The 24,658-nt window shown below is 63.2% G+C and carries 27 protein-coding genes and 1 tRNA gene; 7 read left to right on the forward strand and 21 right to left on the reverse strand.

The window, feature by feature from the left end; genetic code table 11:
- Window positions 1-4: 4 nt before the first annotated feature.
- On the reverse strand, window positions 5-1,096 hold the full coding sequence (gene lpxD, locus E7681_RS07980; protein ID WP_136338744.1) for a UDP-3-O-(3-hydroxymyristoyl)glucosamine N-acyltransferase: 1,092 nt from the start codon (window positions 1,094-1,096) through the stop codon (window positions 5-7).
- A 32-nt stretch (window positions 1,097-1,128) separates the two neighbouring features.
- Entirely contained in the window at window positions 1,129-2,736 is a 1,608-nt protein-coding gene (locus tag E7681_RS07985; protein ID WP_136338745.1) for a L,D-transpeptidase family protein, read from the reverse strand.
- Between the two features lie 321 nt (window positions 2,737-3,057).
- Between E7681_RS07985 and mepK the strand changes: the two genes are divergently transcribed.
- Window positions 3,058-3,627, forward strand: a complete 570-nt coding sequence (gene mepK, locus E7681_RS07990; protein WP_136338746.1) for a peptidoglycan L,D-endopeptidase MepK — start codon at window positions 3,058-3,060, stop codon at window positions 3,625-3,627.
- Window positions 3,628-3,795: 168 nt separating this feature from the next.
- Here the strand turns inward: mepK and E7681_RS07995 are convergent, their stop codons facing one another.
- On the reverse strand, window positions 3,796-4,449 hold the full coding sequence (locus E7681_RS07995; RefSeq protein ID WP_136338747.1) for a cytochrome b/b6 domain-containing protein: 654 nt from the start codon (window positions 4,447-4,449) through the stop codon (window positions 3,796-3,798).
- Window positions 4,442-6,079 (reverse strand): tetrathionate reductase family octaheme c-type cytochrome, encoded by a 1,638-nt coding sequence (locus tag E7681_RS08000; protein ID WP_136338748.1) that lies wholly within the window; start codon window positions 6,077-6,079, stop codon window positions 4,442-4,444. The genes E7681_RS07995 and E7681_RS08000 overlap by 8 nt, the downstream gene beginning before the upstream one ends.
- A 176-nt stretch (window positions 6,080-6,255) precedes the next feature.
- Between E7681_RS08000 and E7681_RS08005 the strand changes: the two genes are divergently transcribed.
- Window positions 6,256-6,990 carry a glutamine amidotransferase gene (locus tag E7681_RS08005; protein ID WP_136338749.1) on the forward strand — a complete coding sequence of 245 codons (735 nt, stop codon included), beginning with the start codon at window positions 6,256-6,258 and terminating at the stop codon, window positions 6,988-6,990.
- Here E7681_RS08005 and E7681_RS08010 read toward each other — a convergent pair.
- Both E7681_RS08010 and E7681_RS08015 read right to left on the reverse strand, forming a co-directional pair.
- Window positions 6,971-7,963: an LLM class flavin-dependent oxidoreductase gene (locus E7681_RS08010; protein ID WP_136338750.1), complete on the reverse strand. Its 993-nt coding sequence runs from the start codon at window positions 7,961-7,963 to the stop codon at window positions 6,971-6,973. The two genes, E7681_RS08005 and E7681_RS08010, sit on opposite strands and share 20 nt — an antisense overlap.
- A gap of 57 nt (window positions 7,964-8,020) precedes the next feature.
- Window positions 8,021-8,923 (reverse strand): patatin-like phospholipase family protein, encoded by a 903-nt coding sequence (locus E7681_RS08015; RefSeq protein ID WP_136338751.1) that lies wholly within the window; start codon window positions 8,921-8,923, stop codon window positions 8,021-8,023.
- Between the two features lie 126 nt (window positions 8,924-9,049).
- On the opposite strand from E7681_RS08015, the gene E7681_RS08020 reads away from it, so the two are divergent.
- Both E7681_RS08020 and E7681_RS08025 read left to right on the forward strand, forming a co-directional pair.
- Entirely contained in the window at window positions 9,050-9,397 is a 348-nt protein-coding gene (locus tag E7681_RS08020) for a CidA/LrgA family protein (protein ID WP_136338752.1), read from the forward strand.
- Complete coding sequence (locus E7681_RS08025; protein WP_136338753.1) at window positions 9,390-10,112, forward strand: LrgB family protein; 723 nt, start codon at window positions 9,390-9,392, stop codon at window positions 10,110-10,112. The genes E7681_RS08020 and E7681_RS08025 overlap by 8 nt, the downstream gene beginning before the upstream one ends.
- A gap of 5 nt (window positions 10,113-10,117) precedes the next feature.
- Here E7681_RS08025 and E7681_RS08030 read toward each other — a convergent pair.
- From E7681_RS08030 to iscR, 13 genes are all read right to left on the reverse strand, one after another.
- Window positions 10,118-10,194 (reverse strand) — tRNA-Arg (locus E7681_RS08030).
- Window positions 10,195-10,259: 65 nt separating this feature from the next.
- A complete protein-coding gene (locus E7681_RS08035) occupies window positions 10,260-11,480 on the reverse strand; it encodes a cysteine desulfurase (protein WP_136338754.1) in 1,221 nt (406 codons plus the stop codon).
- Window positions 11,481-11,483: 3 nt separating this feature from the next.
- Window positions 11,484-12,059 (reverse strand): YIP1 family protein, encoded by a 576-nt coding sequence (locus E7681_RS08040; protein ID WP_168733176.1) that lies wholly within the window; start codon window positions 12,057-12,059, stop codon window positions 11,484-11,486.
- On the reverse strand, window positions 12,056-12,547 hold the full coding sequence (locus tag E7681_RS08045; protein ID WP_136338756.1) for a YIP1 family protein: 492 nt from the start codon (window positions 12,545-12,547) through the stop codon (window positions 12,056-12,058). Before E7681_RS08045 ends, E7681_RS08040 begins: the two co-directional genes overlap by 4 nt.
- The gene (sufD, locus tag E7681_RS08050) at window positions 12,547-13,836 is read right to left on the reverse strand and encodes a Fe-S cluster assembly protein SufD (RefSeq protein WP_136338757.1); all 1,290 of its coding nucleotides are present in this window, start codon (window positions 13,834-13,836) and stop codon (window positions 12,547-12,549) included. The genes E7681_RS08045 and sufD overlap by 1 nt, the downstream gene beginning before the upstream one ends.
- On the reverse strand, window positions 13,836-14,591 hold the full coding sequence (gene sufC, locus E7681_RS08055) for a Fe-S cluster assembly ATPase SufC (RefSeq protein WP_136338758.1): 756 nt from the start codon (window positions 14,589-14,591) through the stop codon (window positions 13,836-13,838). Before sufC ends, sufD begins: the two co-directional genes overlap by 1 nt.
- Before the next feature lie 61 nt (window positions 14,592-14,652).
- Window positions 14,653-14,967 (reverse strand): heavy metal-binding domain-containing protein, encoded by a 315-nt coding sequence (locus E7681_RS08060; RefSeq protein ID WP_136338759.1) that lies wholly within the window; start codon window positions 14,965-14,967, stop codon window positions 14,653-14,655.
- Window position 14,968: 1 nt separating this feature from the next.
- Window positions 14,969-15,178: a hypothetical protein gene (locus E7681_RS08065; protein WP_246032432.1), complete on the reverse strand. Its 210-nt coding sequence runs from the start codon at window positions 15,176-15,178 to the stop codon at window positions 14,969-14,971.
- Between the two features lie 4 nt (window positions 15,179-15,182).
- Complete coding sequence (locus E7681_RS08070; protein ID WP_136338760.1) at window positions 15,183-15,518, reverse strand: DMT family protein; 336 nt, start codon at window positions 15,516-15,518, stop codon at window positions 15,183-15,185.
- Window position 15,519: 1 nt separating this feature from the next.
- Window positions 15,520-15,726, reverse strand: a complete 207-nt coding sequence (locus E7681_RS08075) for a hypothetical protein (protein WP_136338761.1) — start codon at window positions 15,724-15,726, stop codon at window positions 15,520-15,522.
- The gene (sufB, locus tag E7681_RS08080) at window positions 15,719-17,242 is read right to left on the reverse strand and encodes a Fe-S cluster assembly protein SufB (protein ID WP_136338762.1); all 1,524 of its coding nucleotides are present in this window, start codon (window positions 17,240-17,242) and stop codon (window positions 15,719-15,721) included. Before sufB ends, E7681_RS08075 begins: the two co-directional genes overlap by 8 nt.
- Window positions 17,243-17,269: 27 nt before the next feature.
- Window positions 17,270-18,313, reverse strand: coding sequence for a cysteine desulfurase family protein (locus E7681_RS08085; protein WP_136338763.1), 1,044 nt, complete (start codon window positions 18,311-18,313; stop codon window positions 17,270-17,272).
- An 85-nt stretch (window positions 18,314-18,398) separates the two neighbouring features.
- A complete protein-coding gene (iscR, locus tag E7681_RS08090) occupies window positions 18,399-18,860 on the reverse strand; it encodes a Fe-S cluster assembly transcriptional regulator IscR (protein WP_136338764.1) in 462 nt (153 codons plus the stop codon).
- A gap of 169 nt (window positions 18,861-19,029) precedes the next feature.
- Here iscR and E7681_RS08095 point away from each other — a divergent pair, with 169 nt between their 5' ends.
- The 3 genes from E7681_RS08095 to E7681_RS08105 are packed head-to-tail and all read left to right on the forward strand — an operon-like array spanning window position 19,030 to window position 20,518.
- Window positions 19,030-19,686: an alpha/beta hydrolase gene (locus E7681_RS08095; protein ID WP_136338765.1), complete on the forward strand. Its 657-nt coding sequence runs from the start codon at window positions 19,030-19,032 to the stop codon at window positions 19,684-19,686.
- A 12-nt stretch (window positions 19,687-19,698) separates the two neighbouring features.
- Window positions 19,699-19,944: a hypothetical protein gene (locus E7681_RS08100; RefSeq protein WP_136338766.1), complete on the forward strand. Its 246-nt coding sequence runs from the start codon at window positions 19,699-19,701 to the stop codon at window positions 19,942-19,944.
- Window positions 19,937-20,518: an HD domain-containing protein gene (locus tag E7681_RS08105; RefSeq protein WP_136338767.1), complete on the forward strand. Its 582-nt coding sequence runs from the start codon at window positions 19,937-19,939 to the stop codon at window positions 20,516-20,518. Before E7681_RS08100 ends, E7681_RS08105 begins: the two co-directional genes overlap by 8 nt.
- Before the next feature lie 63 nt (window positions 20,519-20,581).
- Here the strand turns inward: E7681_RS08105 and mfd are convergent, their stop codons facing one another.
- Both mfd and E7681_RS08115 read right to left on the reverse strand, forming a co-directional pair.
- On the reverse strand, window positions 20,582-24,037 hold the full coding sequence (mfd, locus tag E7681_RS08110; protein ID WP_136338768.1) for a transcription-repair coupling factor: 3,456 nt from the start codon (window positions 24,035-24,037) through the stop codon (window positions 20,582-20,584).
- The gene (locus E7681_RS08115; protein ID WP_246032433.1) at window positions 23,988-24,587 is read right to left on the reverse strand and encodes a component of SufBCD complex; all 600 of its coding nucleotides are present in this window, start codon (window positions 24,585-24,587) and stop codon (window positions 23,988-23,990) included. Before E7681_RS08115 ends, mfd begins: the two co-directional genes overlap by 50 nt.
- Between the last annotated feature and the right edge of the window lie 71 nt (window positions 24,588-24,658).

Raw genomic sequence — 24,658 nt, forward strand, 5'->3', positions numbered from 1 at the left:
ATAATTAGTCATTGTCCGGCGAGCTTTTAAGGCCCTTTTGTAACACAGAGACGTCACGGAACAGGCGCGGCAGTCTGCGCAGGTATTTGTAGATCTCGATATGCTGGTCCATTTTCATCGCCGGATAGCCCAGCATGACACGGCCCGCGGGGATATTCGACAACACCTTGGTGGCGCCGCCGGTGATGACGTGATCGCCGATAAACAGGTTGTCCGAGACGCCGGTCTGCCCGCCCAGCACGACGTTATTGCCGATCCGGGTCGAGCCCGCGACGCCGACCTGCGCGCAGATCAGGCAGTCGTTGCCGATCTCGACGTTGTGGCCGATCTGGGCAAGGTTGTCGAATTTCACGCCGTTGCCGATGCGGGTGTCACGCACGGTGCCCCGGTCGATACAGCTGTTGGCGCCCAGTTCAACATCGTCGCCGATGGTGACATTTCCAAGCGAATGAATGCGGGCATAAGACTGGCCGTGCAGCTCGGTTTCCTTGCCAAGGGTTTCGCGGACCTTTTCGACCGCCGACACCTCGGGCGTGACAAAGCTGAAGCCATCCGCGCCGACGGTTGCCCCCGGCTGGCCGATGAATCGCTTGCCGATGCGGACGCGGGCGCCCAGCTTGACGCCTTCGCGCAGGAATGCGCCTTCACCCAGAGTGACATCGGCGCCAATGAAGCATTGCGGCCCAATGACCGAGTTCGCGCCGATCTGTGCGCGGGGGCCGATCACGGTCAGCGGGCCGACGCTGACATTTTCACCCAGTTGGGCAGAGGGGTCGATGACGGCCGAGGGATGGATGCCCGCCGCATAGCCCTGCCCCTGATCCATCATCGCGGACAGGCCGGACATTGCATAGCGCGCACGGTTGGGCACGATCGCGGCCTCAAGGCCAAGCGCCTGCCAGTCGGCGCCGGCCCAGACCATCGCGGCGCGTGCCTTGCCTGCGCTCAGGCCCTCGGCGTATTTCGGGCTCATGGCCAAGGCCAGATCGCCCGGCCCTGCCATCGCGGGTTCCGCCACGCCGGAAATCGGCAGATCTACAGCGCCGAAAGCCTGAGCCCCCAGCGCCGCAGCGATGTCCTTGACCGTGTGCGTCATGTGTCCGCCTCCAGATAGTGCTGGGGCGTGATTTACCCCCGATTGGCGATCAACGCCACCCCTGCCGCATCCAGAGCGTTCCAAATCTTGGCGTCGCGGCCATAGACGTCACGGCGGAACTCTAGCTGGCCGCGCGGAGTGGTCAGTGCGGTGCGGTAGATGATGTGCACGGGGATGTTCTGTTCCAGATCAATCTGGGTTTCCCGCCCGGTTTTCAGCACCTTGTGGAACACGCCCTTGGGATCGTCGGTCTGGCGGGCCAGCAGCGTGTAAGCAAAATCGAAGGGCTGCGCCAGACGAATGCAGCCGTGGCTATAGGCGCGGGTTTCGCGGGCGAACAGGCTTTTGGCCGGGGTGTCGTGCAGGTAGATGTTATAGCGGTTCGGGAACATGAACTTCACCAGACCCAGCGCGTTCGAGTTCGACGGCGCCTGCTTCATGTCGAAGGGGAAGTTCTTTTCGGTGTACTGGTTGAAGTCGACATTGGCCCGGCTGACCGCGCGGCCGCTGGAATCCGTGATGTTCAGATGACCCGCAGCGTTTGGGTTCTTCTTGAGCATCGGCAGGTATTCCTTGACCGCGATCGAACGGGGCACGTTCCACGTCGGGTTGACGATCATGTGCTCCATCTCGTCCGAGAATTCCGGGCTGCGGCGGTCATGCTGATTCATGCCCACGACCGAGCGCGTGACGAAGGTCAGCTTGTTGTCGTCCATCACCTTGGCGGTGAAATCGGTCAGGTTGACCAGGATGTGACGCTTGCCACGCTCCATATTCATCCAACGCTCGCGCTCCATCGCGACGATGACGGATTTCAGGCGTTCTTCGGGCGAGACGTTGATTTCCGTCAGGGTGCCGCCGCCGGCAACGCCGTCGGTGTCCAGACCATGTGCCGCTTGGAATTTCTGAACGGCCACCATGATCTCGGCGTCATAGCTGCGCGTGGCGGTGCGGGTCAGATAGCCCATCGCGATCAAACGGTCGCGCAGCGCCACGACGGCGGGGCCGGAATCACCCTGCTCCAGCTTCTTGCCGGGCACGGTGGCGCCCCAGCCGCCACGCTCGATTGTGCGTTCAAGTGTCAGTTTGCCCTTCATCAGGCGGGTGTATTCGGGATTATGCGGCGGCAGGGCCCGCAGGAACGCGTCGGGCGAAGCTTGGACGAAATCCGTCAGATAGCCCTTGCGGTTGCGCAGCGGAACTTCGCGCTTGATGTCATCGTCGACGGCACCGGGTTTCAGAATGCCGGTCTGCACGTCGCGCGCGTAGGTCAGGAACGCCTTGGACATGGCGACTTCGACCTTGCCCAGATCACGGGCGCTGCGGACATCAGCCAACATGGCCAGCAGACCCGGCACATCATAGCGCGCGGCGGGCAAACCGTGGGCTGCAGCGGTGTCCAAAGCGGCCAGCAAGGCGCGGCGGCGGCTTTGATCCAGTGCCTCAGGGCCGGTCCAGATCGGGGCATATTCGGTCTCGCGGTAGAAATCCGCGATGTCGCGATCCAGCGCGGCGGCCTCGGCCACGGCTTGCTTGAAAGCCGGGATTTCGGCCCGAATCTGGGCCGGAAGTGCAATCAGCACCATGGAAGCAAAGGCAAAAACAAACCGGACAATGCCGGAACGGGTCAGCGTGCGCATGATCTCGTCCCTCTTATTTTTCTGAACGCGCGAAGTATCTCTAACTGTCTCAAGCAGTCTAACCATCTGTCTAATCACATTTCCTTCAGAAGAAAAAGGTGCCGCAGAGTGATGCAAGCGGGCATCGCATCTCACGAGTTTGCCACAAAACGGAAACATTCAGCAATTTTTCGCCGACTCCTCTTGATTTCAGAAAATTTGCGAAAAAACGGGTTTGGTCACGGGGAAAACCTATGGCATAAAACCCGTGCATCTGGGGATGACATAGGCAGGGGCTGCGCAACGTCGCGGCCAAGCAAGAACGACGGGACGGCGTTACTGATGACGAAAGACGGCTCCACGGGCATTTCGCGGCGTGCACTTCTCGGTGCCTTCGCGGCGACCACGCTGACGGCAGCACCGACTTTTTCCAATGCAGCAGGGTTTCTGCGCGGCGCAGGCGACATTCGCCGCGTGCGTATGTACTCGGGGCGCACCGGTGAAAAACTCGACATGATCTACTGGATCGAGGGCGAATACGTCAAAGACGCCCTGAAAGAGATCAACTTTTTCATGCGCGACTGGCGTACCAACGAAACCAAGTCGATGGACACCCGCACGCTGGACATCATCGCGGCCACGCATAACCTGTTGGACGTGAACGAGCCCTACACTCTGCTTTCGGGCTATCGCTGCCCGGCAACCAATGCGATGCTGCGTTCGTCGTCGCGCAAGGTGGCCAAGAACTCGCTGCACATGCAGGGCCAGGCCGCAGACCTGCGTCTGGGCTCGCGCTCGGTCAGCCAGATCTACCGCGCTGCATCCGCTTGCCATGCTGGGGGCGTTGGCAAGTACAGCCGGTCGAACTTCGTGCACATGGATTGCGGTCCGATCCGCAGCTGGGGTGCCTGAGGCCCCAAATCCGCGTTACGCCGCAAAGCCCGCCATTGGCGGGTTTTTCATTTTCTGTGGTGTGTGATCACCTCCCCAGGTTCCTACACTGTCAGAACGCAGACCCGCGCGGATGGTTCCGAAAAAAAACCCCAGCCGAAGCCGGGGTCAGTAACGCACAGGGGGAAGTCATTCGGCTGGCAACAGCCGGTCGGGTTCGTTCTGTTCAAGATAGGCCAGCTGTTCGGGGGTCAGGTCGACCTCGTCATAACCGGTCAGCATCGGGCGGACGTGGCTGCGGAAGCCGTGGCCGACGGTCAGCAGGTAGACGTGGACGATCACGAAGGCGGCGATCACATAGGCGGCCAGCAGGTGGATATTGGCCACGATTGTGATGATCTGCGCGCCCTGCCCCCAGAAATTATAGGTCAGGTACAACACGCCCGAGACCCAGATCGCCGGAAAGACGAACCATTTCAGCCCGAAATACGTCGCGGCTTGCAGCGGGTTGTGCTTGCGCCAGAAGATTTTTTTGTAGGGATGCTCCTGCCCGCTGAAGACGCCGTAAGCGTAGAACTTGGCCACCTCGATCATGCCCTCGATCTTGGGGATGAACTGTTTCCATGTGCCGGTGGTGAACAGCCAGAAGGTGGCAAAGATCCACAGCGTCAGCAGCGCCAGAGCCGCGATCGTGTGCAGCATCACCGCCGGACCGAACGGGATGACCGAGTGTACCCCGTTCAGCCCAAGCCCTGTGAACAGCAATGCCATAATCAGCAGAACCTGCATCCAGTGCCACAGCCGTTCGAAGCGGGGGTAAACCTTGACGAAACGCTTAGTCATGGTGAGTTCCTTTCTTGCCGGTGAACAGCCGCAGCGCGCCGTGCATCAGCACACCCGCCAGCGCGCCCAGCACCAGCAGTTTGCCCAGGATGCCGATCCAGCTGTTGGTGTCGGTGCCCGGCATGAAGATGCCCGCGATGTTTTGCATCCGGCCGTCCTTGGCATGGCATTCCTCGCACTCGACCGCCTGTTCAGAGGGGGCGACCATGTGGGTGATCGGCCAGTACATATAGGTGTCGACGAAATCGAACTTGCCTGAGTACGGCTGCTTGGCGGCCTTCATGCCCGCATCAATCGCCTTGGCCCAGTCGAAGTTGGTCCAGAACGCTGTGTCGGTTTTCGGGCCCCAGACATGGGTGTAGACGAGGTTCTTGTTCTCGACGTCATAGGCCTGCCGCCCCTCCATCCGTTTGAACGGCCAGATGCGGCTGTCGGGCTGACCCGGGTGGCCGTTGATCGAGTTCACCTCGACCGTTTGCGTCGGGTCGATCTTGCGGTCGATGGTCGAATATTCCACCTGCCCGTCGAACCACGCGTAGTAGGGCGTGACGTCCTCGCCGTATTCAAAATTGCCCTTGGTGGACAGGTACGTGTGCAGATGCTTGCCGGTGGACGAGACGAACCCGTCCTCAGAGATCGGCTTGCCGTCCTTGTCCAGCTTGCCGGCCGTCGACCAGTCCCACAGGGTTTTGGTGGGCACGCCGCCGCGGGCAAAGCTGGGGATGTGACAGGTCTGGCAGGCCAGCTTGTCGGTGTGGTCGTTCAGCTTCACGCCCTTCAGGGTGACGGGGTGGGGTTCGGTTCCGTGGCAGCTTTGGCAACTGGCCGAGTAGCGATGCTCGCCCGGTTTGCCGGTGCCGGTGGTGTCCGCCGCCTCGACATTATAGCGCGATCCGGCCCAGGCGTGTTCCTCCGAGGCGTGGCAGGTCGAGCAGGTCATCCCCTCGCCGCCGTCTTCTTTCGCGGACATGTGCACGTCCACATCATGCGACGGGTTATACAGGGCCGAGGACAGATCCCCGTGCTTCACGTTATCCCCGCCACCGCCGTAGAAGTGGCAGTTGCCGCAATTGTCCCGCCCCGGCATCCCAACGCTTTGCGCGGCCTTGGTCAGGTCAACCGCCCAGGCCTTGGCCCCGGTGATAGTGGTGCCTTTTGCCTCCATCGGCGGGTGCCCCGCCCCGGTGGCCAGTTTCGTGTAATTCGCCGACCGGTCGTGGCAGACCAGACAGTCCACCGCGTTCGCCTCTTGCGGTGGGGGCTGGTTCATATCGGTCCAGCCATAGCCCGCATGGCACGAGGTGCAGCGCGGCTCGTTCCCCGCGACCGAGCCGCAAAACGAGTTGATGACGTTACGCTTACCCAGTTTCTGGCCGGTCTCGGGGTGCTCATAGTCCCAGTCGAAGTGGATAGAGTGCATCTTGACCTGATCGTCCGCCTGGTTGTGGCAGGACAGGCAGGCTTCGGTCACTTCCGGGCCCGAGGCGAAAGGTTTGTTCAGGATCTCGAACTTGGAATGGTCAGCCGTGCTTTGCAGGCTGGGTTCCGGTGTGGATTGCTGTGCCAAGGCCCCCAGAGGCATGGCCACGCCAAGCCCCGCTGCCAAGGCAAACAGGCGAATGATACCCATGATCTTGCCCCCTCCTCCGCGGCTAGATTCGTATTCTGGTATTAGAATGTGACAAAAGAGGGTACTTTGTTGATCCAGATCAAATGAGCGCAAAAACCTATGCCGAAGATTGATCTTTCTTCCTGGAACCAGTTCTTTTATCCCCTGCCCAGTCCGGAACCAGTGGAACAGCGCCGATGAAACCCTTTCTGATCCTGCAATTGCGCCCCGAGGCCGAAGCGTCCGACGACGAATACGCGGCCTTTCTGGCCAAGGGCGGCCTCAGCGCCGATCAGACCCGGCGTATCCGGCTGGAATCCGAGGACATGCCCGATCTGGATCTGGCGGATTATTCCGGCGTGATCGTCGGCGGCGGTCCGGGCTGCGTGTCCGATGCCCCAGAAAAGAAAGACCCGTTGGAGGCGAAGATCGAGGCGGAAATCCTGTCGCTGATGCCACAGATCACCGCGCAGGACGTGCCCTTCATGGGCTGCTGCTATGGCATCGGCATTCTGGCGCATCACCTGGGCGCGACGGTCAGCAAGGCGCAATATGGCGAACCGGTCGGCCCCTCGCTGTGTGTGCAAACCCCCGAGGGCGCGGCGGATCCGATCTTGGCGGGGCTACCCGATCAGTTCCACGCCTTTGTTGGCCATAAAGAGGCCGTGCAGCACCTGCCCGAAGGCGCGGTGCATCTTCTGTCCTCCGGCCCCTGCCCGTTCCAGATGATCCGCTATGGCCAGAACGTCTATGCCACGCAATTCCACCCCGAGGCCGACAGCGCCGGGTTTGAGCTGCGCATCCGCATCTACAAGAACAAGGGCTATTTCCCGCCCGAAGAGGCCGACAGCCTGATCCATATGTGCCGCGCGGCGGACGTGCACGCGCCCGACCGCATCCTGCGCAACTTCGTCAGCCGTTACGCGCGCTAAGGATTTCCGCCGCGATCTTGAACGAGGCAATCCGTTTTCCGATGTCGTGGATTTGTCCGTTCACGATCAGCTCGTCAGGCTGGAAGCGGTCGATCAGAACCTCCAGGTGCGCCGCCACCGTGTCGCGTGATCCATAGGCGCTGATCGCCAGCTGTTGGTTCACCATGCGCAGCAGCGCGGGCTCGATATGGTCCTCGATCCGGTCCACGGGCGCGGGCAGCTTGCCACGTTTGCCGGTCCGCATCTTCGCAAAGGCCTGCTGCATCGAGGTGCGCAGATACGCCCCCTCGGCATCATCCGCCCCGGCGAACACGTTCACGGCCATCATGAAGTACGGTTTTTCCAGAAAATATGACGGCTGAAAGGTCGCGCGATAGATTTGCGAGGCTTCCTCCAGATCCGCCGGCGCGAAATGCGAGGCAAAGGCGTAGGGCAGCCCCAGATAGGCCGCCAGCTGCGCGCCATAGAGGGACGAGCCCAGAATCCACACAGGTACCCGCGTGCCGACGCCCGGAAAGGCACGGACGCGCTGGCCCTCTTTCTCGTCCTGGAAATATTGCACCAGCTCCATCACGTCCTGCGGAAAGCGATCCGGCCCGGACATGTTGCGGCGCAGGGCCTGCATGGTTTCCTGATCCGTCCCCGGCGCGCGCCCCAGCCCCAGATCAATGCGGTCGGGATAGAGCGTCGCCAGCGTGCCGAACTGCTCGGCAATCACCAGCGGCGAGTGGTTGGGCAGCATGATCCCACCGGCACCCACGCGGATATGCCGCGTCTTGCCTGCCACATGCCCGATCAGCACCGAGGTCGCCGCAGACGCGATTCCCGGCATGTTGTGATGCTCAGCCATCCAATAGCGCCCATAGCCTGCTGCCTCGGCCTCTTGCGCCAGATCGACGGTGTTGGCCAGCGCCTCGGCGATCTCGTGCCCTTCGGGGACGGGCGACAGGTCGAGAACGGAGAATGGGATCATCGTGGGCTCCTTAAGTGTGCCGGGCAAACCTAGCACGCAGCGCACCGGGGTCCAGTGTCAGGACAGGATTGCCTGCAGCCCCGGCATTTGTGCCTTCATCGCCTCGTACCCCTCGCGGATCGCCAGATCGGCCTTGGTGAAATCCAGCACGGTCATCTTGTCCATCAGGGTCAGGTTGACCATGACATGTGGCGGCTCTCCGGCCAGGCGGGCGCGGCGGATGTGATCGGTCATCACGTCGATCGAGGTCGAGAGCACGTCCAGATAGGCCGGAGGGCGCTGGCGTTTGCGGGTCTTGTCACTCAGGTAGCTGCGCAACAGCGGCTGTACGGCGGCGGGCAAGGTGTCGACCACCTGATCCAGCCCGAATCCCGGTGTTTGCGGCTGCGGCGCGTCCCGGCGGATGCTGTAGAGTTTCGAGTTCGGATCGACCGCAATCACCACATCCGCCCCCAAGGCCCGCGCGCAGGACACCGGGATCGGGTTGCTCATCCCGCCGTCCAGCAGCCAGCGGCCGTCCTTGTGATACGGCGCAAAGATACCGGGTATCCCGATCGAGGCGCGGATCGCAGGCAGCAACGGGCCGTCCTGCAGCCAAACCTCGCGCCCGGCGTAAAGGTCGGTCGCCACGGCCATGAAGGGACGGTCCAGCGCCTCGATCCGCTCGCCATAGCCGAGGCCCTGCAATGCCTGCACGATCCTGTCGCCGGTGATCAGCCCGCCCGAGGTCACGTCGATATCCACCATCCGCGCGACGCTCAGCTGGGTCAGGTTGCGGGCGAATGCTTCCAGCTTGTCCAGCGCGCCCGAACACGCCGCCGCCCCCACCAAAGCCCCCATCGAGGTGCCGCAGATCACGTCGGGGGTGATCCCTTCTTCGGCCAGGGCGCGCATTACGCCGATATGGCACCACCCGCGCGCGCCGCCGCTGCCTAGGGCCAGTCCGATCCGTGGTTTCATGGGCCACCTCCTGTTGCATTCAGCGTCCTGCTGCGCGCGGTCCAATGCAAGCCTGCCGCAACGGAACGGCGCTTGATTGCAGGCGGAGCCGGTGAAACAGTTCCAGACAGACCACCGGAGGACACGATGATCGCCTATCTGACACTGATCTTGGGCTGCCAGCTGGCTGGCGAAGTTTCCGTCACCTTACTGGGCCTGCCGGTTCCGGGGCCGGTTCTGGGCATGGTGCTGCTGTTTGTCATCCTGCTGATCCGGGGCGGCATCCCAGAGGGGCTGGGCCAGACGGCGGACGGGTTGCTGCGCGCGATGTCGCTGCTGTTCGTGCCCGCCGGCACCGGGATCATGATGCACTTCACCCTGCTGGGTCAGGCGTTGCTACCGCTGGGTGCCGCGTTGATCGTCAGCACGCTGGCCACGATTGCCGTCACCGCCGGTATGATGCGCCTCTTGGCGAAGGAGGCGGGCGATGCGTGATCTGCAACAAATCTGGGTCTACCTGAACGCCCTGCCCCTGTTTCACCTGACCCTTACGCTGGTCGCATTCCAAGCAGCGACGTGGGTGTTCGAGAAATCCGGCCGCAAGCCGCTGCTGAACCCGGTGCTGATCGCGGTCGCGGTGATCGTCGCCGTCCTGCTGGGTACGGGGACCGAATATGCGACCTATTTCGAGGGCGCGCAGTTCGTCCATTTCCTACTGGGTCCGGCCACCGTTTCGCTGGCGATCCCGCTCTATCGGCAATGGCACCGGGTGCGGGCATCTGCGCTGGCAATCGCGGTCAGCCTGCTGAGCGGCTCTGTGGTGGCGGCACTGTCGGCGGTGGGCGTGGCGTGGGTCATGGGCGCCTCGCCTGCGCTGATCGCCTCCATCGCGCCAAAATCGGTGACCGCGCCGGTCGCCATGGCAATTTCGGAACAGCTGGGAGGCCTGCCCTCGCTGACAGCGGCGCTGGTCATCGCCACGGGGATCATCGGCGCGATCCTGGGGCCGATCCTGCTGAACCTGATGGGCATCACCGATTGGAAGGCGCGCGGCCTTGCGCTGGGGACGGCCAGCCACGGGATCGGCACCGCGCGGGCCTTGCAGGTGAACGAGGTCGCAGGCGCCTTTTCCGGCCTCGCCATGGGGCTGAACGCGCTGGCGACGGCGATTTTGCTGCCAGTGCTGTGGGTGCTGCTGTTCGGGGGGTAGGTAAGTGGCGCACCCAAGAGGATTCGAACCTCTGGCCTTTGCCTTCGGAGGGCAACGCTCTATCCAGCTGAGCTATGGGTGCGTAGAGCCGTCTTTATGCCAAGCCCGCGCGAGGTGCAATCGGTAACACCGCGCGGGCCAGCGATTTTATCCCAGCAGATCGTGCGCCAGTTCCAGCGCATCGACCAGCACGTCCACCTCGGCGCGGGTGTTGTACATCGCGAACGAGGCGCGGCAGGTCGCCGAGACGCCCAGATGCTCCATCAGCGGACCGGCGCAATGGTGGCCCGCACGAACGGCGACGCCCTTCTTGTCCAGGATGGTCGAGATGTCATGCGCATGCGCCGCCCCGTTCATGGTGAACGAGAAAATGGCAGCCTTTCCAGACGCATGGCCCTGCACGTTCAACCAGTTCAGCCCGGCAAGGCGCTGGCTGGCATAGGCATTCAGGTCGGCCTCGTGCGCGGCGATCTTGTCCATGCCGACACCCATCAGGTAATCCAGCGCGACGCCCATGCCGATGGTCTGGACGATGCCGGGGGTGCCGGCCTCGAACTTCATCGGCGGGTCGTTATAGATGACGTGGTCGCGCGTGACCTCTTTGATCATGTCCCCGCCGCCCAGGAAGGGGCGCATCTCGTCCATGCGGTCGCGCTTGATGTAGATCGCTCCGGACCCCGAGGGGCCGTACAGCTTGTGCCCCGTGATGGCGTAGAAATCGCAGCCGATTTCCTCGACATTCACCGGCATGTGGACCGAGCCTTGCGAGCCGTCCACCAGAACCGGCACGCCCTTTTCGCGCGCCGCGTGGCAGATGGTTTTCACGTCCACGATGGTGCCCAGCACGTTCGAGCATTGCGTGATCGCCACCAGTTTCGTCTTGGGTCCGATCGCGTCGATCACCTTGCCCGCGTCGATCGAGCCGTCCAGCTCGGGCTCGACCCATTTCAGGACAACGCCCTGACGTTCGCGCAGGAAATGCCACGGCACGATGTTGGCGTGATGCTCGACCACGGACAGGACGATCTCGTCCCCTGCCTGCAGACGCGGCGCGGCCCAGCCGTAGGACACCAGGTTGATGCCTTCGGTCGTGCCCGAGGTGAACACGATCTCGTCTTCGTCACGCACACCCAGAAACCGCGCAACGATGCCGCGCACGGATTCGTATTTCTCGGTCGCCAGGTTCGACAGGTAGTGCAGCCCGCGGTGGACGTTGGCGTATTCGTGTTCATAGGCGCGGGTGATCGCGTCGATCACGACCTTCGGCTTTTGCGCGCTGGCGCCGTTGTCCAGATAAGTCAGCGGCTTGCCATTCACCGTCCGCGACAGGATCGGGAAATCGGCCCGGATTTTTTCGACATCATACATGGATCACATCCCCATGGAGGAGGCCCCGATCAGGAGCACGAAAATTGACAGGGCCAGCACAAAGCCCACCCCTGCAAGAACCAGCGACATGATGGCCTTGCCAAGCGAGTCCCACCCCTGCGCTGTCTTCACGAACTGCGCCATCAGCCACAGGCCATACAGACCCAGGGCCAGTGCCGCCAGGTTCGCCAGGCTGGTCGAAACCATCATCAGGGCGATCAGCGCGGCCTGCGCGACGGCCCGCAGACCCTGCAACCAAGCCAGCAGCACCAACAGGTCCAGAAACTCGGCGGTGCCGCCCATCATCTTGCCGATCCATTGCAGGACCAGCGCGCCTATCACCATCGCCGCCGACAGCAGCGCCAGGTACAGGATCGGCAGATTCATCCCGGTCTGGGCGCCGGTCATCCCCTCGAACTGCAGGATCGAGAGCGAGTAGAGCAGCGTGTTCACCACTGCCACAAGCGCGACACCCGTCCAGATCGCCTGCGAAGACAGGCCCATCGACAGGATGCGGCGCGCGGCCGAGGCCGGGTCACGCAGCGTTTCCAGCGCCAGGTCCTTCAGCAGCGGGTTCATTCCTGCGGCCCCCATTCGGCCTGACGCAATCCCGCCAGCCAGAACCATGCGAAGATCACCAGCCAGATGAACCCGACCGCAGACAGGGCCGGCCCCGCGCCGATGAAACCGGCAACCAGCCCCTGCAACAGGATCAGCGGCGAGGATGCCAGCAAGGCCCAGAACAGCGCGATCCGTGCGCCGAAACCGGTGCCCCTGCCCCGCAGCGCCTTGGCCACCAGATGCGAGACAAGCGCCAGCACGTACAGGATCAGCGGTGCAATCATCACCCATGCCAGCAGGGTCGCGCCCAGCAGCATGTTCAGCTCGATCTCGGGGTTCAGATGGGCCTCGCGGGCCAGACGGGGCCATTGCGCGACGAAGACCACCACGCAGCCAGCCATCAGGATGGCCAATGCGCGGTCCTCGCGCTGCCCCATCGCCAGAAGGCGGGCCACCACGCGGCCCGGCCCCCGGTAGGTCGCCACGATATCGCGGGTGACAGCCATCAGTCGCGCCGACGCTCCAGCCAGCCTTCGAGCCGGCTGACGATTTCGTCCTTCAACGCGTCGGCCTCGATCTCGTCGACGGCCTCGGCCAGGAAGGCCAGAACCAGCAGGTCGGTCGCTTCATGTGCGGGCACCCCACGCGAGCGCAGGTAGAACAGCGCTTCGTCGTCGATCGCACCCGAGGTCGAGCCGTGCGAGCACGCCACGTCATCGGCGTAGATCTCCAGTTCGGGCTTGGCCAGGAACTGGCTGTCATCGTCCAGCAGCAGCGATTGGCTGATCTGGTAGCCGTCGGTTTTCTGCGCGCCTTCCTTGACCAGGATCTTGCCCTGGAACACGCCGGTCGCCCCGTTGCGCAGCACCTTCTTGAACACCTGACGGCTTTCGCAGTTCAGGGCGTCATGGGTGATGAACACGGTGTCGTCGTGGTGGAAATCGCCGTCGCCCATGCAGGCCCCGGCCACATGCGCGACCGAGTCGTCGCCCAGCAGCTCGATCACGCATTCGTTGCGCGTCATCACGCCGTTGGCGGTCAGGGTAAAGGACTTGAACAGCGACTCGGCACCCAGTCGGGCAAAGATATGCGTGGCGGCACGGCGCTTGTGGTCGCGGCCTTGCGCGCGGACATGGTGGAACCTGGCGCCATCGGCCACGTCCACCTCCAACACCTTGTTGAAGCGCGACGCGGCGGGGCCGTTTTCCAGCAGCGTCAGCTCGGCGCCCTCTTCCAGCTTCACCACGTGATGCAGGATCGCGTCCGAGGTTTCGGAGCGGTGGAAATAGATCAGGCTGACGGGCTTCGAGGGCTTCCCGGTGACCCGGATCAGTGCGCCATCGGTGGCGAATGCGCTGTTCAGCGCGGCCAGAGGACGCTCGACCGGCGATTGCCCGCGCGCTTCGAGCACGCCGTACAGATCACGCGCCCAGTGGATGTCGGCGCTCCCGGCCTCGGCCAGACGCTCGATCTCGACGCCTTCCATGCTCAGATCGTCGCTCAGATCGGGCGCAAAGACGCCATCGACGAAGACGATCTTCAGGCGGTCGATGCCCGAGAACACCGGCGGCTCGCCTTGCGTGTCGAACAGCGCGGCGGGGGTGGCCTCGACGGCAGTCAGGCTGTCGGGACGGGTGTATTTCCAGTACTCATCGCGGCGCGTCGGCAGGCCCATCGCCCGCACGCGCGCCAGTGCGTCCTGACGCGGGGCCGCCAGCCAGCCACCCTCGGCGGGCAGGGTCAGCACGGCCAGGCGCGTCTCGGTCGCGTCCAGTTTCGCTTGTGCCAGCGCCATTACTGCACCTCCGCCAGAATGTCGGCATAGCCGTTCTGTTCGACCTCCAGCGCCAGCTCGGGGCCGCCGGATTTCACGATGCGGCCATTGGCCATGATGTGCACCACGTCGGGCTGGATGTGGTCCAGCAGGCGCTGGTAGTGCGTGATCACCAGGAACGAGCGTTTGCCGTCGCGCAGCGCGTTCACGCCCTCGGCAACCAGTTTCATCGCGTCGACGTCCAGGCCCGAGTCCGTCTCGTCCAGGATGCACATCTTGGGTTCCAGCATCGCCATCTGCAGGATCTCGTTGCGCTTTTTCTCACCACCCGAGAAGCCGACATTGACCGGACGCTTCAGCATCTCGGCGTCGATCTTCAGGGTCTTGGCTTTCTCGCGCACGACCTTCAGGAACTCGGCTGCGGACATTTCCTCTTGGCCGCGCGCCTTGCGCTGTGCGTTCACCGCGGTGCGCAGGAAGGTCATGTTGCCGACGCCGGGGATTTCGACCGGGTACTGGAACGCCAGGAACAGGCCGGCAGCGGCGCGCTCTTCGGGCTCCATCTCCAGCAGGTCAACGCCGTCCAGCGTGGCCGAGCCGCCAATCACCTCGTAGCCGTCCTTGCCCGACAGCACATAGCTGGTCGTGGACTTGCCCGAGCCGTTCGGGCCCATGATCGCATGCACCGTGCCGGGTTCGATCACCAGGTCGACCCCTTTCAGGATCTGCTTGTCTTCTTCTTCAAGTTTGACTTGCAGGTTCTTGATTTCCAGCATTTTTCTTCCTTCCGATACGGTTTGCCTGCCCCACGGGGCGGCGAATTTCTTTTGGCCGGGATCAGTCGATCACAACGGCCGTGCCCGAAGCCGAGACCATCAGCATCGACTGTCCCACAACTTCGTAATCCAGATCCACGCCGACCACGGCGTTCGCGCCCAGCAGCTGCGCGCGTTCCTGCAGCTCGCGCAGGGCGGTTTCGCGGGCGTCGGCCAGCTTGGATTCATACGCGCCCGAGCGCCCGCCGACGATATCGGTGATGCTGGCGAACAGGTCGCGCACCACGTTGGCGCCCATGATCGCCTCACCGACCACGATGCCCTTGTAGGCGGTGATCCGGTGTCCTTCGATGGTAGGTGTCGTCGTCACGATCATGTCAGTTCATCCCGAAATAGGTCATGGTCATCATGACCGCCATGCCCAGTGCCCCGGCGACCAGCGCCGTCAGCACGACCGAGCCAGCCAACAGCCCCTCGGTCTTGCCCTTTTGCTTGCGCAGGCCCAGCCCGATCAGCGTGCCCACGAAAATCCCGATGCCGACACCGGCGGATTTCATGGCCAACAGTTGCAGCAATGCCAACGTCATTCCCTCAACCCCTGAACACGAAAGCCGCACCAACGGCGATAAATCCAAAGCCGATCAGCGTGTTCAGGCTGAGCTGCTCTTTCAACCAGAAGGCCGAGAACCCGGCAAAGACCACCAGCGTGATGACCTCTTGGATGGTTTTCAGCTGCGCGGCCGAGTAGACCTGATGCCCGATCCGATTGGCCGGCACTGCCAGCCAGTATTCGAAAAAGGCGATCCCCCAGCTGATCAGCACCACAAGGTACAGTGGCACGGCCTTGAACTTCAGATGGCCGTACCACGCGAAGGTCATGAAGACATTCGACAGACCAAGCATCACGATCGGCGCGACGAAGTTCATCTCACCACCTGCGGCTCATCAGGGCCAGGATCACACGAGAGGCCAGCCAGCCGATAAAAACCCCCAGCGGAATCCAGAACACGGGGCTCAGGAATTCCATCCGGTGCATGTTGACCCACAGCATGCCACCTGCCCCGCCGATCACCGGCAGGACATAGGGCACCGCTGCGGCGATGCGCGCGGACAGGGGGATTTTCGGATCAGCCAACGGAACCCTCCAGGCTGATCGCGACCAGCTGCTGGGCTTCCATCGCGAATTCCATCGGCAGCGCCTGCAGCACGTCCTTGCAGAACCCGTTCACAACCAGAGCCACGGCGGCCTCTTCGTCCATGCCGCGCTGACGGCAATAGAACAGCTGTTCGTCATCCACCTTCGACGTGGTTGCCTCATGCTCGCAGCGGGACGAGTTATTCTTGACCTCGATATAGGGCACCGTATGCGCCCCGCACTTATCCCCGATCAGCAAGCTGTCGCATTGGGTATAGTTGCGGCTGTTCTTGGCCTTGGGGTGCATCGAGACCAGACCGCGGTAAGTATTCTGCGCCCGGCCCGCGCTGATGCCCTTGGACACGATGCGCGATTTGGTATCGCGGCCCAGGTGGATCATCTTGGTGCCAGTGTCGGCCTGCTGGAAATTGTTGGCGATGGCGATCGAGTAGAACTCGCCCTGGCTTTCATTGCCGCGCAGAATGCAGGACGGGTATTTCCACGTCACGGCGGACCCGGTTTCGACCTGCGTCCACATCACCTTGGACCGATCACCTCGGCAATCGGCGCGCTTGGTCACGAAGTTGTAGATGCCGCCCTTGCCGTTCTCGTCGCCCGGATACCAGTTCTGGACGGTCGAGTATTTCACCTCGGCGTCTTCCTCGACGATGATCTCGACCACGGCGGCGTGCAGCTGCGCGGTGTCACGTTTCGGCGCGGTGCAGCCCTCAAGGTACGACACGTACGAGCCCTTGTCGGCGATGATCAGCGTACGTTCGAACTGGCCGGTGTTTTCGGCGTTGATACGGAAATAGGTCGACAGCTCCATCGGGCAGCGCACCCCCGGCGGCACATAAACGAACGAGCCATCCGAGAACACGGCGCTGTTCAGCGTCGCATAGAAGTTGTCCGACTGCGGCACGACCGAGCCAAGGTATTTCTTCACCAGCTCAGGGTGTTCCTTGATCGCCTCAGAGATCGAGCAGAAGATCACGCCAGCCTTCTTCAGTTCAGCCTGAAATGTGGTCCCGACGGACACGGAATCGAACACCGCATCCACGGCCACCTTGCGGCCCTCGGCAGGCATATCCTCTGCGCCCTCAACACCGGCCAGGATCATCTGTTCCTTCAGCGGGATGCCCAGCTTTTCATAGGTCGCCAACAGCTTGGGGTCGACCTCGTCCAGCGACTTGGGCTTCACCTCCATCGATTTTGGACGCGCATAGTAATACAGGTCCTGGAAATCGATTTCCGGGTAATGGACCATCGCCCATTTCGGCTCGTCCATCTTTTCCCAGCGGGTCAGCGCCTGCAGACGCCATTCGGTCATCCACTCAGGTTCGTCGTTCTTGGCGCTGATCAGGCGGACGATCTCGTCGTTCACGCCCTTGGGCGCGTATTCCATCTCGATCTCGGTTTCCCAGCCGTACTTGTACTTGCCGCCCACCTCGCGCACGGCATCGACGGTGCCCTGATCGACACCTTCCTTCACGTCGCTCTGATCCAAAGCAGCCATGGCCCTACTCCTGTTCGCGTCTTGCTCTCACGCCACGCGGGCGCGGAAAATCTTCTGTTTCGCCAGCCACGCCTCAGCGAAGCGCAGCACATCGTCCCGAGAGGTCTCCAACCCCAGCGACACGCGGATCGCGCCCCTGGCCTGGTCCTCTGTATATCCCATCGCCCGCAGCACCGGGCTGGCCCGCAACTTGCCCGACGAACAGGCCGAGCCCGCCGAAATGGCAAACCCCGCCAGGTCCATCTGCATCACCTGCGTCTCGCCTTTCCAGCCGGGCGTGGCGAAGCAGGAGGTGTTGGGCAGGCGTTCCGCACCTTTCCCGACAAAAATAGTATCTTTGGCTTCGGCCTCAATGGCCTCTTCCAGCAAATTCCGCAACCCTAGAACCGCCTCCCAGCGACCATTGGACAGGTCACGCGCTGCGGCTTCTGCAGCGGCACCGAAACCGGCGATGCCGATGATGTTCTCGGTTCCGGCCCGGCGCCCCATTTCCTGCCCGCCGCCTCGCAGCTGCGCGGCCACATCGGTGCCCCGCTTGACGACCAGCGCGCCCACACCCTTCGGTCCGCCCAGCTTATGCGCCGAAACCAGCGCCGCCGTGACCCCCGACCAGTTGAACGCCACCGGCAGCTTGCCAAAGGCCTGCGTCATGTCACTGACCGCCAGTCCCTCCGGCAACTTTTGCACCACGCCCGTCTCGGAATTCGCCAACTGCAACGCCGTGCGCTCCGGTTCCGCCACCGACACCCGCCCCAAAGCATCCACTGCCAAAACCGGGTCAACCCAGGCCAGCACAGCATCATGCTCGACCGGAGCCCCCAGTAACCCGCGCCCCGCACAGGCCAGCGCCGCCGCCTCGGTCGCCCCCGAGGTAAAGATCACATCCGCCCCGTCCGCGCCCAACGCCGCCGCCACCTGCGCCCGCGCCCGCTCCACCAGCCCCTTGGCCGCGCGCCCTTCGGCATGCACGCTGGACGGATTGCCCACGACATCCATCGCCGCACTCATCGCCGCGCGCGCCTCGGACCGCAGGGGCGCCGTCGCATTATGATCCAGATAGACCCGGCTCACCGCGCCCCATCCCTTCTTCTTTTTCCAAATATCCCGGGGGTCTGGGGGCTGGCCCCCAGTCCGCACCCGGACAAAGGCGCGCCACTCATTCCTCGTCCACCACGGCAAACAGGTTCGGCACTGCCGGGCACGGTGCCAGCGTATTGCCGATCACATCCGACAGCCGCGCGTTGTGCAGGAACACGTAGACATGCGCGCTCAGGCTCTGCCACAGCCGGTTGGTCATCGACTGCGCCTTGGACCCCGACAACGCGCCCGTCGCCCCGGCCCCCTTGTGCATCGCGTCCACCGTCTCATCGACCGCCGCCAGTACCTCGACCACGCGAATGTCCGAGGCCCCGCGCGACAGCTTGTAGCCGCCCCCCGGCCCACGCACGGATTCGACCAGCCCGGCGCGACGCAGCTTCACGAACAACTGCTCCAGATACGGCAAAGAGATGTCCTGCCGCTTCGAGATATCGCCCAGCGAAACCAGCGTCCCGGCGGGTTGCAGCGCGATATCTGCCAGCGCAACCATTGCATAGCGGCCTTTTGTGCTGAGTTTCACGGCGCGAATCCCTATATGAACGGTGTGAACAGATTGACGACACGGGCGTCAGGTCTTATCTCCCATGAAGCCCGCAGGCCCCGAAAGGCCGCCTGTTAGAACCGTTCTAAGGTGCTTGAGCAAATTCGTCAAGAATTAAGCCGCACCCCGCAGGAGAGACGCAAGACATATGCCTGAGGTTATTTTTCCCGGTCCCGAAGGTCGGCTCGAAGGTCGTTATCACCCTCAGAAGGACCGCGATGCGCCTATCGCCATTGTCCTGCATCCGCATCCGCAATTCGGCGGCACCATGAACAACAAGGTGGTGTATAATCTGCACTATGCCTTCTACAACATGGGCTTCACCGTTCTGCGCTTCAACTTCCGCGGCGTCGGCCGCAGCCAAGGTGAATATGACCAGGGCGTGGGCGAGCTGTCGGATGCCGCCTCGGCTCTGGACTACCTGCAGTCGATGAACTCCAACTCCAAGCATTGCTGGGTCGCTGGCTTCAGCTTTGGCGCCTGGATCGGCATGCAGCTGCTGATGCGCCGGCCTGAAATCACCGGCTTCGTTTCGGTGGCCCCGCCCGCCAACATGTACGACTTCTCGTTCCTGGCGCCCTGCCCGGCCTCGGGTCTGGTCATCAACGGCACCGCCGACCGCGTCGCGCCGCCCGCCGATACCAGCAGCCTGGTCGGCAAACTGCGCGAGCAGAAGGGCATCTACATCTCGCACGAGCAGGTCGAAGGCGCCGGTCACTTCTTTGAGAAACCCGACCACATGGATCAGATGATCGGGACCGTCTCGTCCTACGTCAAACGTCGCCTGACCGAGACGACACGCTAAGGATCAATTGCGATGGGGATCACCGAGGATCTGGCCGACGCCCTGGCGAAAGACGTCATCGAGGCCGCCGAGGCGCTGGGGGATGACCTGCTGGTCGAGCAGATCTCCAAGGTCCTGGGCTCCAGCTCGATCCCCACGCAAGAGGCCTTCATGACCTCGGTTCGTGTCCGCATGGCCGAACAGCGCGCCCGCAAGGCGCTGAATGCCCGGCTTGAGGCGGCCATGAAGGCAGCGCAAAGCGCCAAGTCAAATGACTGAGCGTCTGGACGCGCAGATGGCCTTCCTCGTGGAGGCGTGCAAGCTGAAATCGGTGAACCGCGCCACGCTGCTATGTGACGCCTCGCGCCGCGAAAACTCGGGCGAGCACAGCTGGCACCTGGCGCTTTACGCGCTGGTGCTGGGCGAGCACGCGCCCGAAGGCGTGGACATGAACCGCGTCATCCGGATGCTGCTGATCCACGATCTGGTCGAGATTGACGCGGGTGATGCGCCTATCTTTGGTACCCATGACGCCGCTTCGACCGAGGCCGATGAATTGGCCGCCGCGCACCGCATCTTTGGCATGCTGCCCGCCGATCAGGGCCGCGACCTGCTGGCTCTGTGGTTGGAGTTTGAGGCGAACGAGACGCCGGACGCGCGCTTTGCGAAATCGCTGGACCGGTTCCAGCCACCGAACCAGAACCTCGCCTCGGGGGGCGGCAGCTGGGTCGAGTATAACGTGGATTATGACACCGTGGCGACGCGGGTCGGCGCCAAGATCGCAAACGGTGCGCCCGGGCTGTGGGCGTGGATTTCCCCCAAAATTCAGGCGTTTTTCCAGTCCCGAGGGTGATGGGGGCGCTGCCCCCGCCGCCCTGCGGGCGACTCCCCCGGGATATTTGGAAAAAGAAGAAGATCAGGTTTTCTGTTTCTTCTCGGCCGCGATGACCTTTTCGGCCAGATAGCGCGCGATGGAGAAGGCGCCCTTGATCTTGTCGGCGTCCGAGGCCCAGTCGCGGCGGATGACGATCTTGTTGTCCTTGATCTTGGCCAGGCCGCGCTGATCCTGGATGAATTCCACCAGCCCCTGAGGCGAGGCGAATTTGTCGTTGTGGAACTGGATCGTGGCGCCCTTAGGTCCGCCGTCGAGTTTGGCGATACCGGCGCGTTTGCACATCGCCTTGATGCGTACGATCAGCAGCAGCGTGTTCACCTCGCGCGGGAGTTTGCCAAAACGGTCGATCAGTTCGGCGGCGAAGCCTTCGAGTTCGACCTTGTCGTGTAGGTTGCTGAGGCGGCGGTAGAGGCCCAGGCGGACGTCCAGATCGGGGACGTAAGTTTCGGGGATCAGCACCGGCACGCCCAGGTTGATCTGGGGTGCCCATTGGCCGTCGGCCTCGGGCAGGCTTTCCAGCTCGCCGGATTTGATGCGGGCGATCGCCTCTTCGAGCATCTGTTGGTAGAGTTCGTAGCCGACGTCGCGCATCTGGCCGGACTGTTCCTCGCCCAGCAGGTTGCCGGCGCCGCGAATGTCCAGATCCTGTGAGGCCAGTGTGAAGCCAGCACCCAGCGTGTCGAGCGAGCCCAGAACGCGCAGGCGTTTCTCGGCCGCCGAGGTCAGCGGGGTGCGCGGCTTGGTGGTCAGGTAGGCATAGGCGCGGGTTTTCGAGCGCCCCACCCGGCCCCGGATCTGGTAGAGCTGCGCCAGGCCAAACATATCGGCGCGGTGCACCACCATCGTGTTGGCGGTGGGAATATCCAACCCGGATTCTACGATCGTCGTGGCCAGCAGCACATCGTATTTGCCGTCGTAGAAGGCGTTCATGCGTTCGTCCAGATCGCCCGCCGCCATCTGGCCGTGGGCGGTGATGACCGACACTTCGGGGACTTGATCGCGCAGGAAGGCCTCGATCTCGGGCAGGTCGCTGATCCGCGGCACCACGTAGAAGGACTGCCCGCCGCGATAATGTTCGCGCAGCAGCGCTTCGCGGATGGTCACGCCGTCGAACTCGCTGACATAGGTGCGGATCGCCAGACGGTCCACGGGCGGCGTGCCGATGATCGACAGGTCGCGCACACCGCTGAGCGACAGCTGCAGCGTGCGGGGGATCGGCGTGGCGGTCAGGGTCAGCACGTGCACGTCGCTGCGCATCTGTTTCAGGCGTTCTTTATGGGCGACGCCGAAATGCTGTTCCTCGTCGATGATCAGCAGGCCGAGGTTTTTGAAACGGATGTTTTTCGCCAGAAGGGCATGGGTTCCGACCACGATATCCACCGTCCCGTCGGCCATTCCGGCGCGGGTGGGGGTGGCGTCGGCTGCTTTAACAAAGCGCGACAAGGGGCTGACTTGGATAGGAAATCCCCGGAACCGTTCGGCGAAGCTCTTGTAATGTTGGCGCGCCAGCAGCGTGGTTGGCGCGATCACCGCGACCTGCACGCCCGACATCGCCGCCACAAAAGCCGCGCGCATCGCGACCTCGGTCTTGCCAAAGCCCACGTCGCCGCAGACCAGCCGGTCCATCGGCTGGCCCGAGTCCATATCCGCGATCACGTCCTCGATCGCCTTCAGCTGATCGTCGGTTTCCTGATACGGGAAGCGCGCGCAGAAGCTTTCCCAAGCGTGGTGTTCCGCCTCCAGCACCGGTGCGGTGCGCAGGGCGCGCTCGGCGGCGACGCGGATCAGGCGGTCCGCCATCTCGCGGATGCGTTCCTTCAGCTTGGCCTTCTTGGCCTGCCATGCGCCCCCGCCCAGCCGGTCCAGCAGTCCCTCTTCGTGGCCGTAACGCGACAGCAGTTCGATGTTTTCGACCGGCAGGTACAGCTTGGCGTCTTCGGCGTATTCCAGCAGCAGGCATTCATGGGCGGCCCCGGCGGCGGCGACCACTTCCAGCCCCTTGTAGCGCCCGATGCCGTGGTCCACGTGCACGACCAGATCGCCGGGGGACAGCGACTGGGTTTCGGTCAGGAAATTCTCGGCCCGTTTCTTGCGTGCGGGTTTGCGGATCAGCCGGTCGCCCAGCACATCCTGTTCCGAGATCACCGTCAGGCCCGGCGCTTCGAACCCGTGTTCCAGCGGCCAGACCGCCAGATGCAGCCCGCGTTTGCCGACCGCGCGCATGTCCTTGACGGGGACGGCGCCCAGCAGGCCCTCGTCCTCCAAAAGCCCGTCCAGACGTTCGCGTGCCCCCTCGGAGTATGAGGCGACGACGACCGGCCCACCCGCCAGTTTCGCATTAACATGATCCGCCAATGCACTGAAAAGGTTTACGTTCTCCAACTGGCGCTCGGGCGAGAAGTTGCGCCCGATCCGCCCGCCCGCATCCGCCACGTTCGGCCCGCTGGCTTGTGGCAGCGGATGGTATTGCACCACGCGCCGCGCGCTCAGCGCCTTGGTCCAGGCGGTGTCGTCCAGATACAGCAGACCCGGCGGCACGGGTTTATAGACCGTGTCCAGCCGCCCCTTTTGCGTCATGGCGATCTTGCGGGTTTCGTACTGGTCCGCGATGCCGTCCCAACGGCTCAGGCGTTGCGGGGTGCTTTGGTGATCCATCGTCACCGTCGCCCCCGGCAGGTAGTCGAACAGCACTTCCAGTCGCTCGTGGAAGAACGGCAGCCAATGCTCCATCCCCTGATGTTTGCGGCCCGCGCTGACCGCTTCGTACAGAGGATCATCGGTGCCCGCCGCGCCGAACTCGATCCGGTAATTCTGGCGGAATCGCAGGATCGCCGCCTCGTCCAGGATCACCTCGGACACCGGGGCCAGCTCGACCAGATCCAGCTTTTCGATGGTACGCTGGCTGACCGGGTCAAAGCGCCGCGCCCCGTCCAGCACGTCGCCGAACAGGTCCAGACGCACCGGCCCGGATTCGCCCGGCGGGAAGATGTCGATGATGCCGCCGCGCACGGCGTAGTCGCCCGGCTCCATCACCGTGGGGGCTTGGGTAAAGCCCATCCGCACCAGGAATTGCCGCAGCGCCGCCTCGTCGATGCGTTCATCGACACGAGCGGTGAACGCCGCCTCGGCCAGCACCTCGCGGGCGGGGACGCGTTGCATGGCCGCGCTCAGCGTCGTCAGCAGCACGTATTTGGGTGGCATCCCGTGGACCAGCCCCGCCAGCGTCGCCATGCGCGCGGCTGAAATATCGGCATGCGGGCTAACCCGGTCATAGGGCAGACAATCCCAGCCCGGAAAAATCACCACCGGCATTTCGGGCGCAAAGAAGCGCAAGGCGGCCTCGGTGGCCGCCAGGCGTTTGTCGTCGCGGGCGATGTGGATCACCGGCCCGCCGGATTTCTCGACCTCGGAAAGGATCAGGCTTGCATCAAAGCCCTCGGGTGCGCCCCCGATCGTCACCGATTGGCTGTTCGACATGAGAAAGTTGCCCCAAATGTCTGAAATTGTTCGGAACATTTACCGTCAGGTTCTGGTAGATGCCCCATATCGTGGTCATGAAGATCGCCACCATGCCCAGCACCTGCACCCAGATCCGGTGGCGCGTCAAGCGTTTGCGCAGGGCCGGGCCGGCCAGCCCCTCGTCGCGGATGCGGCGGGCGGTGTTCAGGCTCATCAGGCCGACCATCGACAGCGGGAACAGCAGGCAGAACACGGCCTGCGCCAGCTGCACGTCATAGACAAAGCCCAGCATGATCAGAACGGTGAAGAAAAAGAACCCCAGCCCCAACAGCCACAGCCCCGACACGCCCGAGATATACAGCAGCCGGTTGATGTTGGCGCGGACCACCGCCTCAAGGTCATCCTGGGCCTGGCCTTCGTGGCGGGCGGCGCGCATGACCATATCGAAGGGAACGCCCAGCACCCAATGGCTGGTCGTCGACCACATGACCGCCAGCGCGATCCAGAACCACAGGTTCGAGAACGACCGCATGTCGATCATTTCGTTGAGGAGTTCGTACCAGCTCACGCCTATGCTCCGCCGTTTTGGCCTGCTTACCCGGCCCGCGCGGCAATTCCTACCCTTGAGTGTGGGGAAAT

Source organism: Thalassobius vesicularis (assembly GCF_004799325.1).
Lineage (GTDB): Bacteria > Pseudomonadota > Alphaproteobacteria > Rhodobacterales > Rhodobacteraceae > Thalassobius > Thalassobius vesicularis.

Coding starts and splice junctions, on each gene's coding strand:
- E7681_RS08100 (WP_136338766.1), top strand. CDS start 19,699: ATGGGGATCACCGAGGATCTGGCCGACGCCCTGGCGAAAGACGTCATC.
- sufB (WP_136338762.1), bottom strand. CDS start 17,242: ATGGCTGCTTTGGATCAGAGCGACGTGAAGGAAGGTGTCGATCAGGGC.
- sufC (WP_136338758.1), bottom strand. CDS start 14,591: ATGCTGGAAATCAAGAACCTGCAAGTCAAACTTGAAGAAGAAGACAAG.
- lpxD (WP_136338744.1), bottom strand. CDS start 1,096: ATGACGCACACGGTCAAGGACATCGCTGCGGCGCTGGGGGCTCAGGCT.
- E7681_RS08040 (WP_168733176.1), bottom strand. CDS start 12,059: ATGAACCCGCTGCTGAAGGACCTGGCGCTGGAAACGCTGCGTGACCCG.
- E7681_RS08105 (WP_136338767.1), top strand. CDS start 19,937: ATGACTGAGCGTCTGGACGCGCAGATGGCCTTCCTCGTGGAGGCGTGC.
- mfd (WP_136338768.1), bottom strand. CDS start 24,037: ATGTCGAACAGCCAATCGGTGACGATCGGGGGCGCACCCGAGGGCTTT.
- E7681_RS08060 (WP_136338759.1), bottom strand. CDS start 14,967: ATGATCGTGACGACGACACCTACCATCGAAGGACACCGGATCACCGCC.
- E7681_RS08010 (WP_136338750.1), bottom strand. CDS start 7,963: ATGATCCCATTCTCCGTTCTCGACCTGTCGCCCGTCCCCGAAGGGCAC.
- E7681_RS08095 (WP_136338765.1), top strand. CDS start 19,030: ATGCCTGAGGTTATTTTTCCCGGTCCCGAAGGTCGGCTCGAAGGTCGT.
- E7681_RS08000 (WP_136338748.1), bottom strand. CDS start 6,079: ATGGGTATCATTCGCCTGTTTGCCTTGGCAGCGGGGCTTGGCGTGGCC.
- E7681_RS08070 (WP_136338760.1), bottom strand. CDS start 15,518: ATGAACTTCGTCGCGCCGATCGTGATGCTTGGTCTGTCGAATGTCTTC.
- E7681_RS08015 (WP_136338751.1), bottom strand. CDS start 8,923: ATGAAACCACGGATCGGACTGGCCCTAGGCAGCGGCGGCGCGCGCGGG.
- E7681_RS07985 (WP_136338745.1), bottom strand. CDS start 2,736: ATGCGCACGCTGACCCGTTCCGGCATTGTCCGGTTTGTTTTTGCCTTT.
- E7681_RS08065 (WP_246032432.1), bottom strand. CDS start 15,178: ATGACGTTGGCATTGCTGCAACTGTTGGCCATGAAATCCGCCGGTGTC.
- E7681_RS08025 (WP_136338753.1), top strand. CDS start 9,390: ATGCGTGATCTGCAACAAATCTGGGTCTACCTGAACGCCCTGCCCCTG.
- sufD (WP_136338757.1), bottom strand. CDS start 13,836: ATGGCGCTGGCACAAGCGAAACTGGACGCGACCGAGACGCGCCTGGCC.
- E7681_RS08045 (WP_136338756.1), bottom strand. CDS start 12,547: ATGGCTGTCACCCGCGATATCGTGGCGACCTACCGGGGGCCGGGCCGC.
- E7681_RS07995 (WP_136338747.1), bottom strand. CDS start 4,449: ATGACTAAGCGTTTCGTCAAGGTTTACCCCCGCTTCGAACGGCTGTGG.
- mepK (WP_136338746.1), top strand. CDS start 3,058: ATGACGAAAGACGGCTCCACGGGCATTTCGCGGCGTGCACTTCTCGGT.
- E7681_RS08020 (WP_136338752.1), top strand. CDS start 9,050: ATGATCGCCTATCTGACACTGATCTTGGGCTGCCAGCTGGCTGGCGAA.
- E7681_RS08005 (WP_136338749.1), top strand. CDS start 6,256: ATGAAACCCTTTCTGATCCTGCAATTGCGCCCCGAGGCCGAAGCGTCC.
- E7681_RS08035 (WP_136338754.1), bottom strand. CDS start 11,480: ATGTATGATGTCGAAAAAATCCGGGCCGATTTCCCGATCCTGTCGCGG.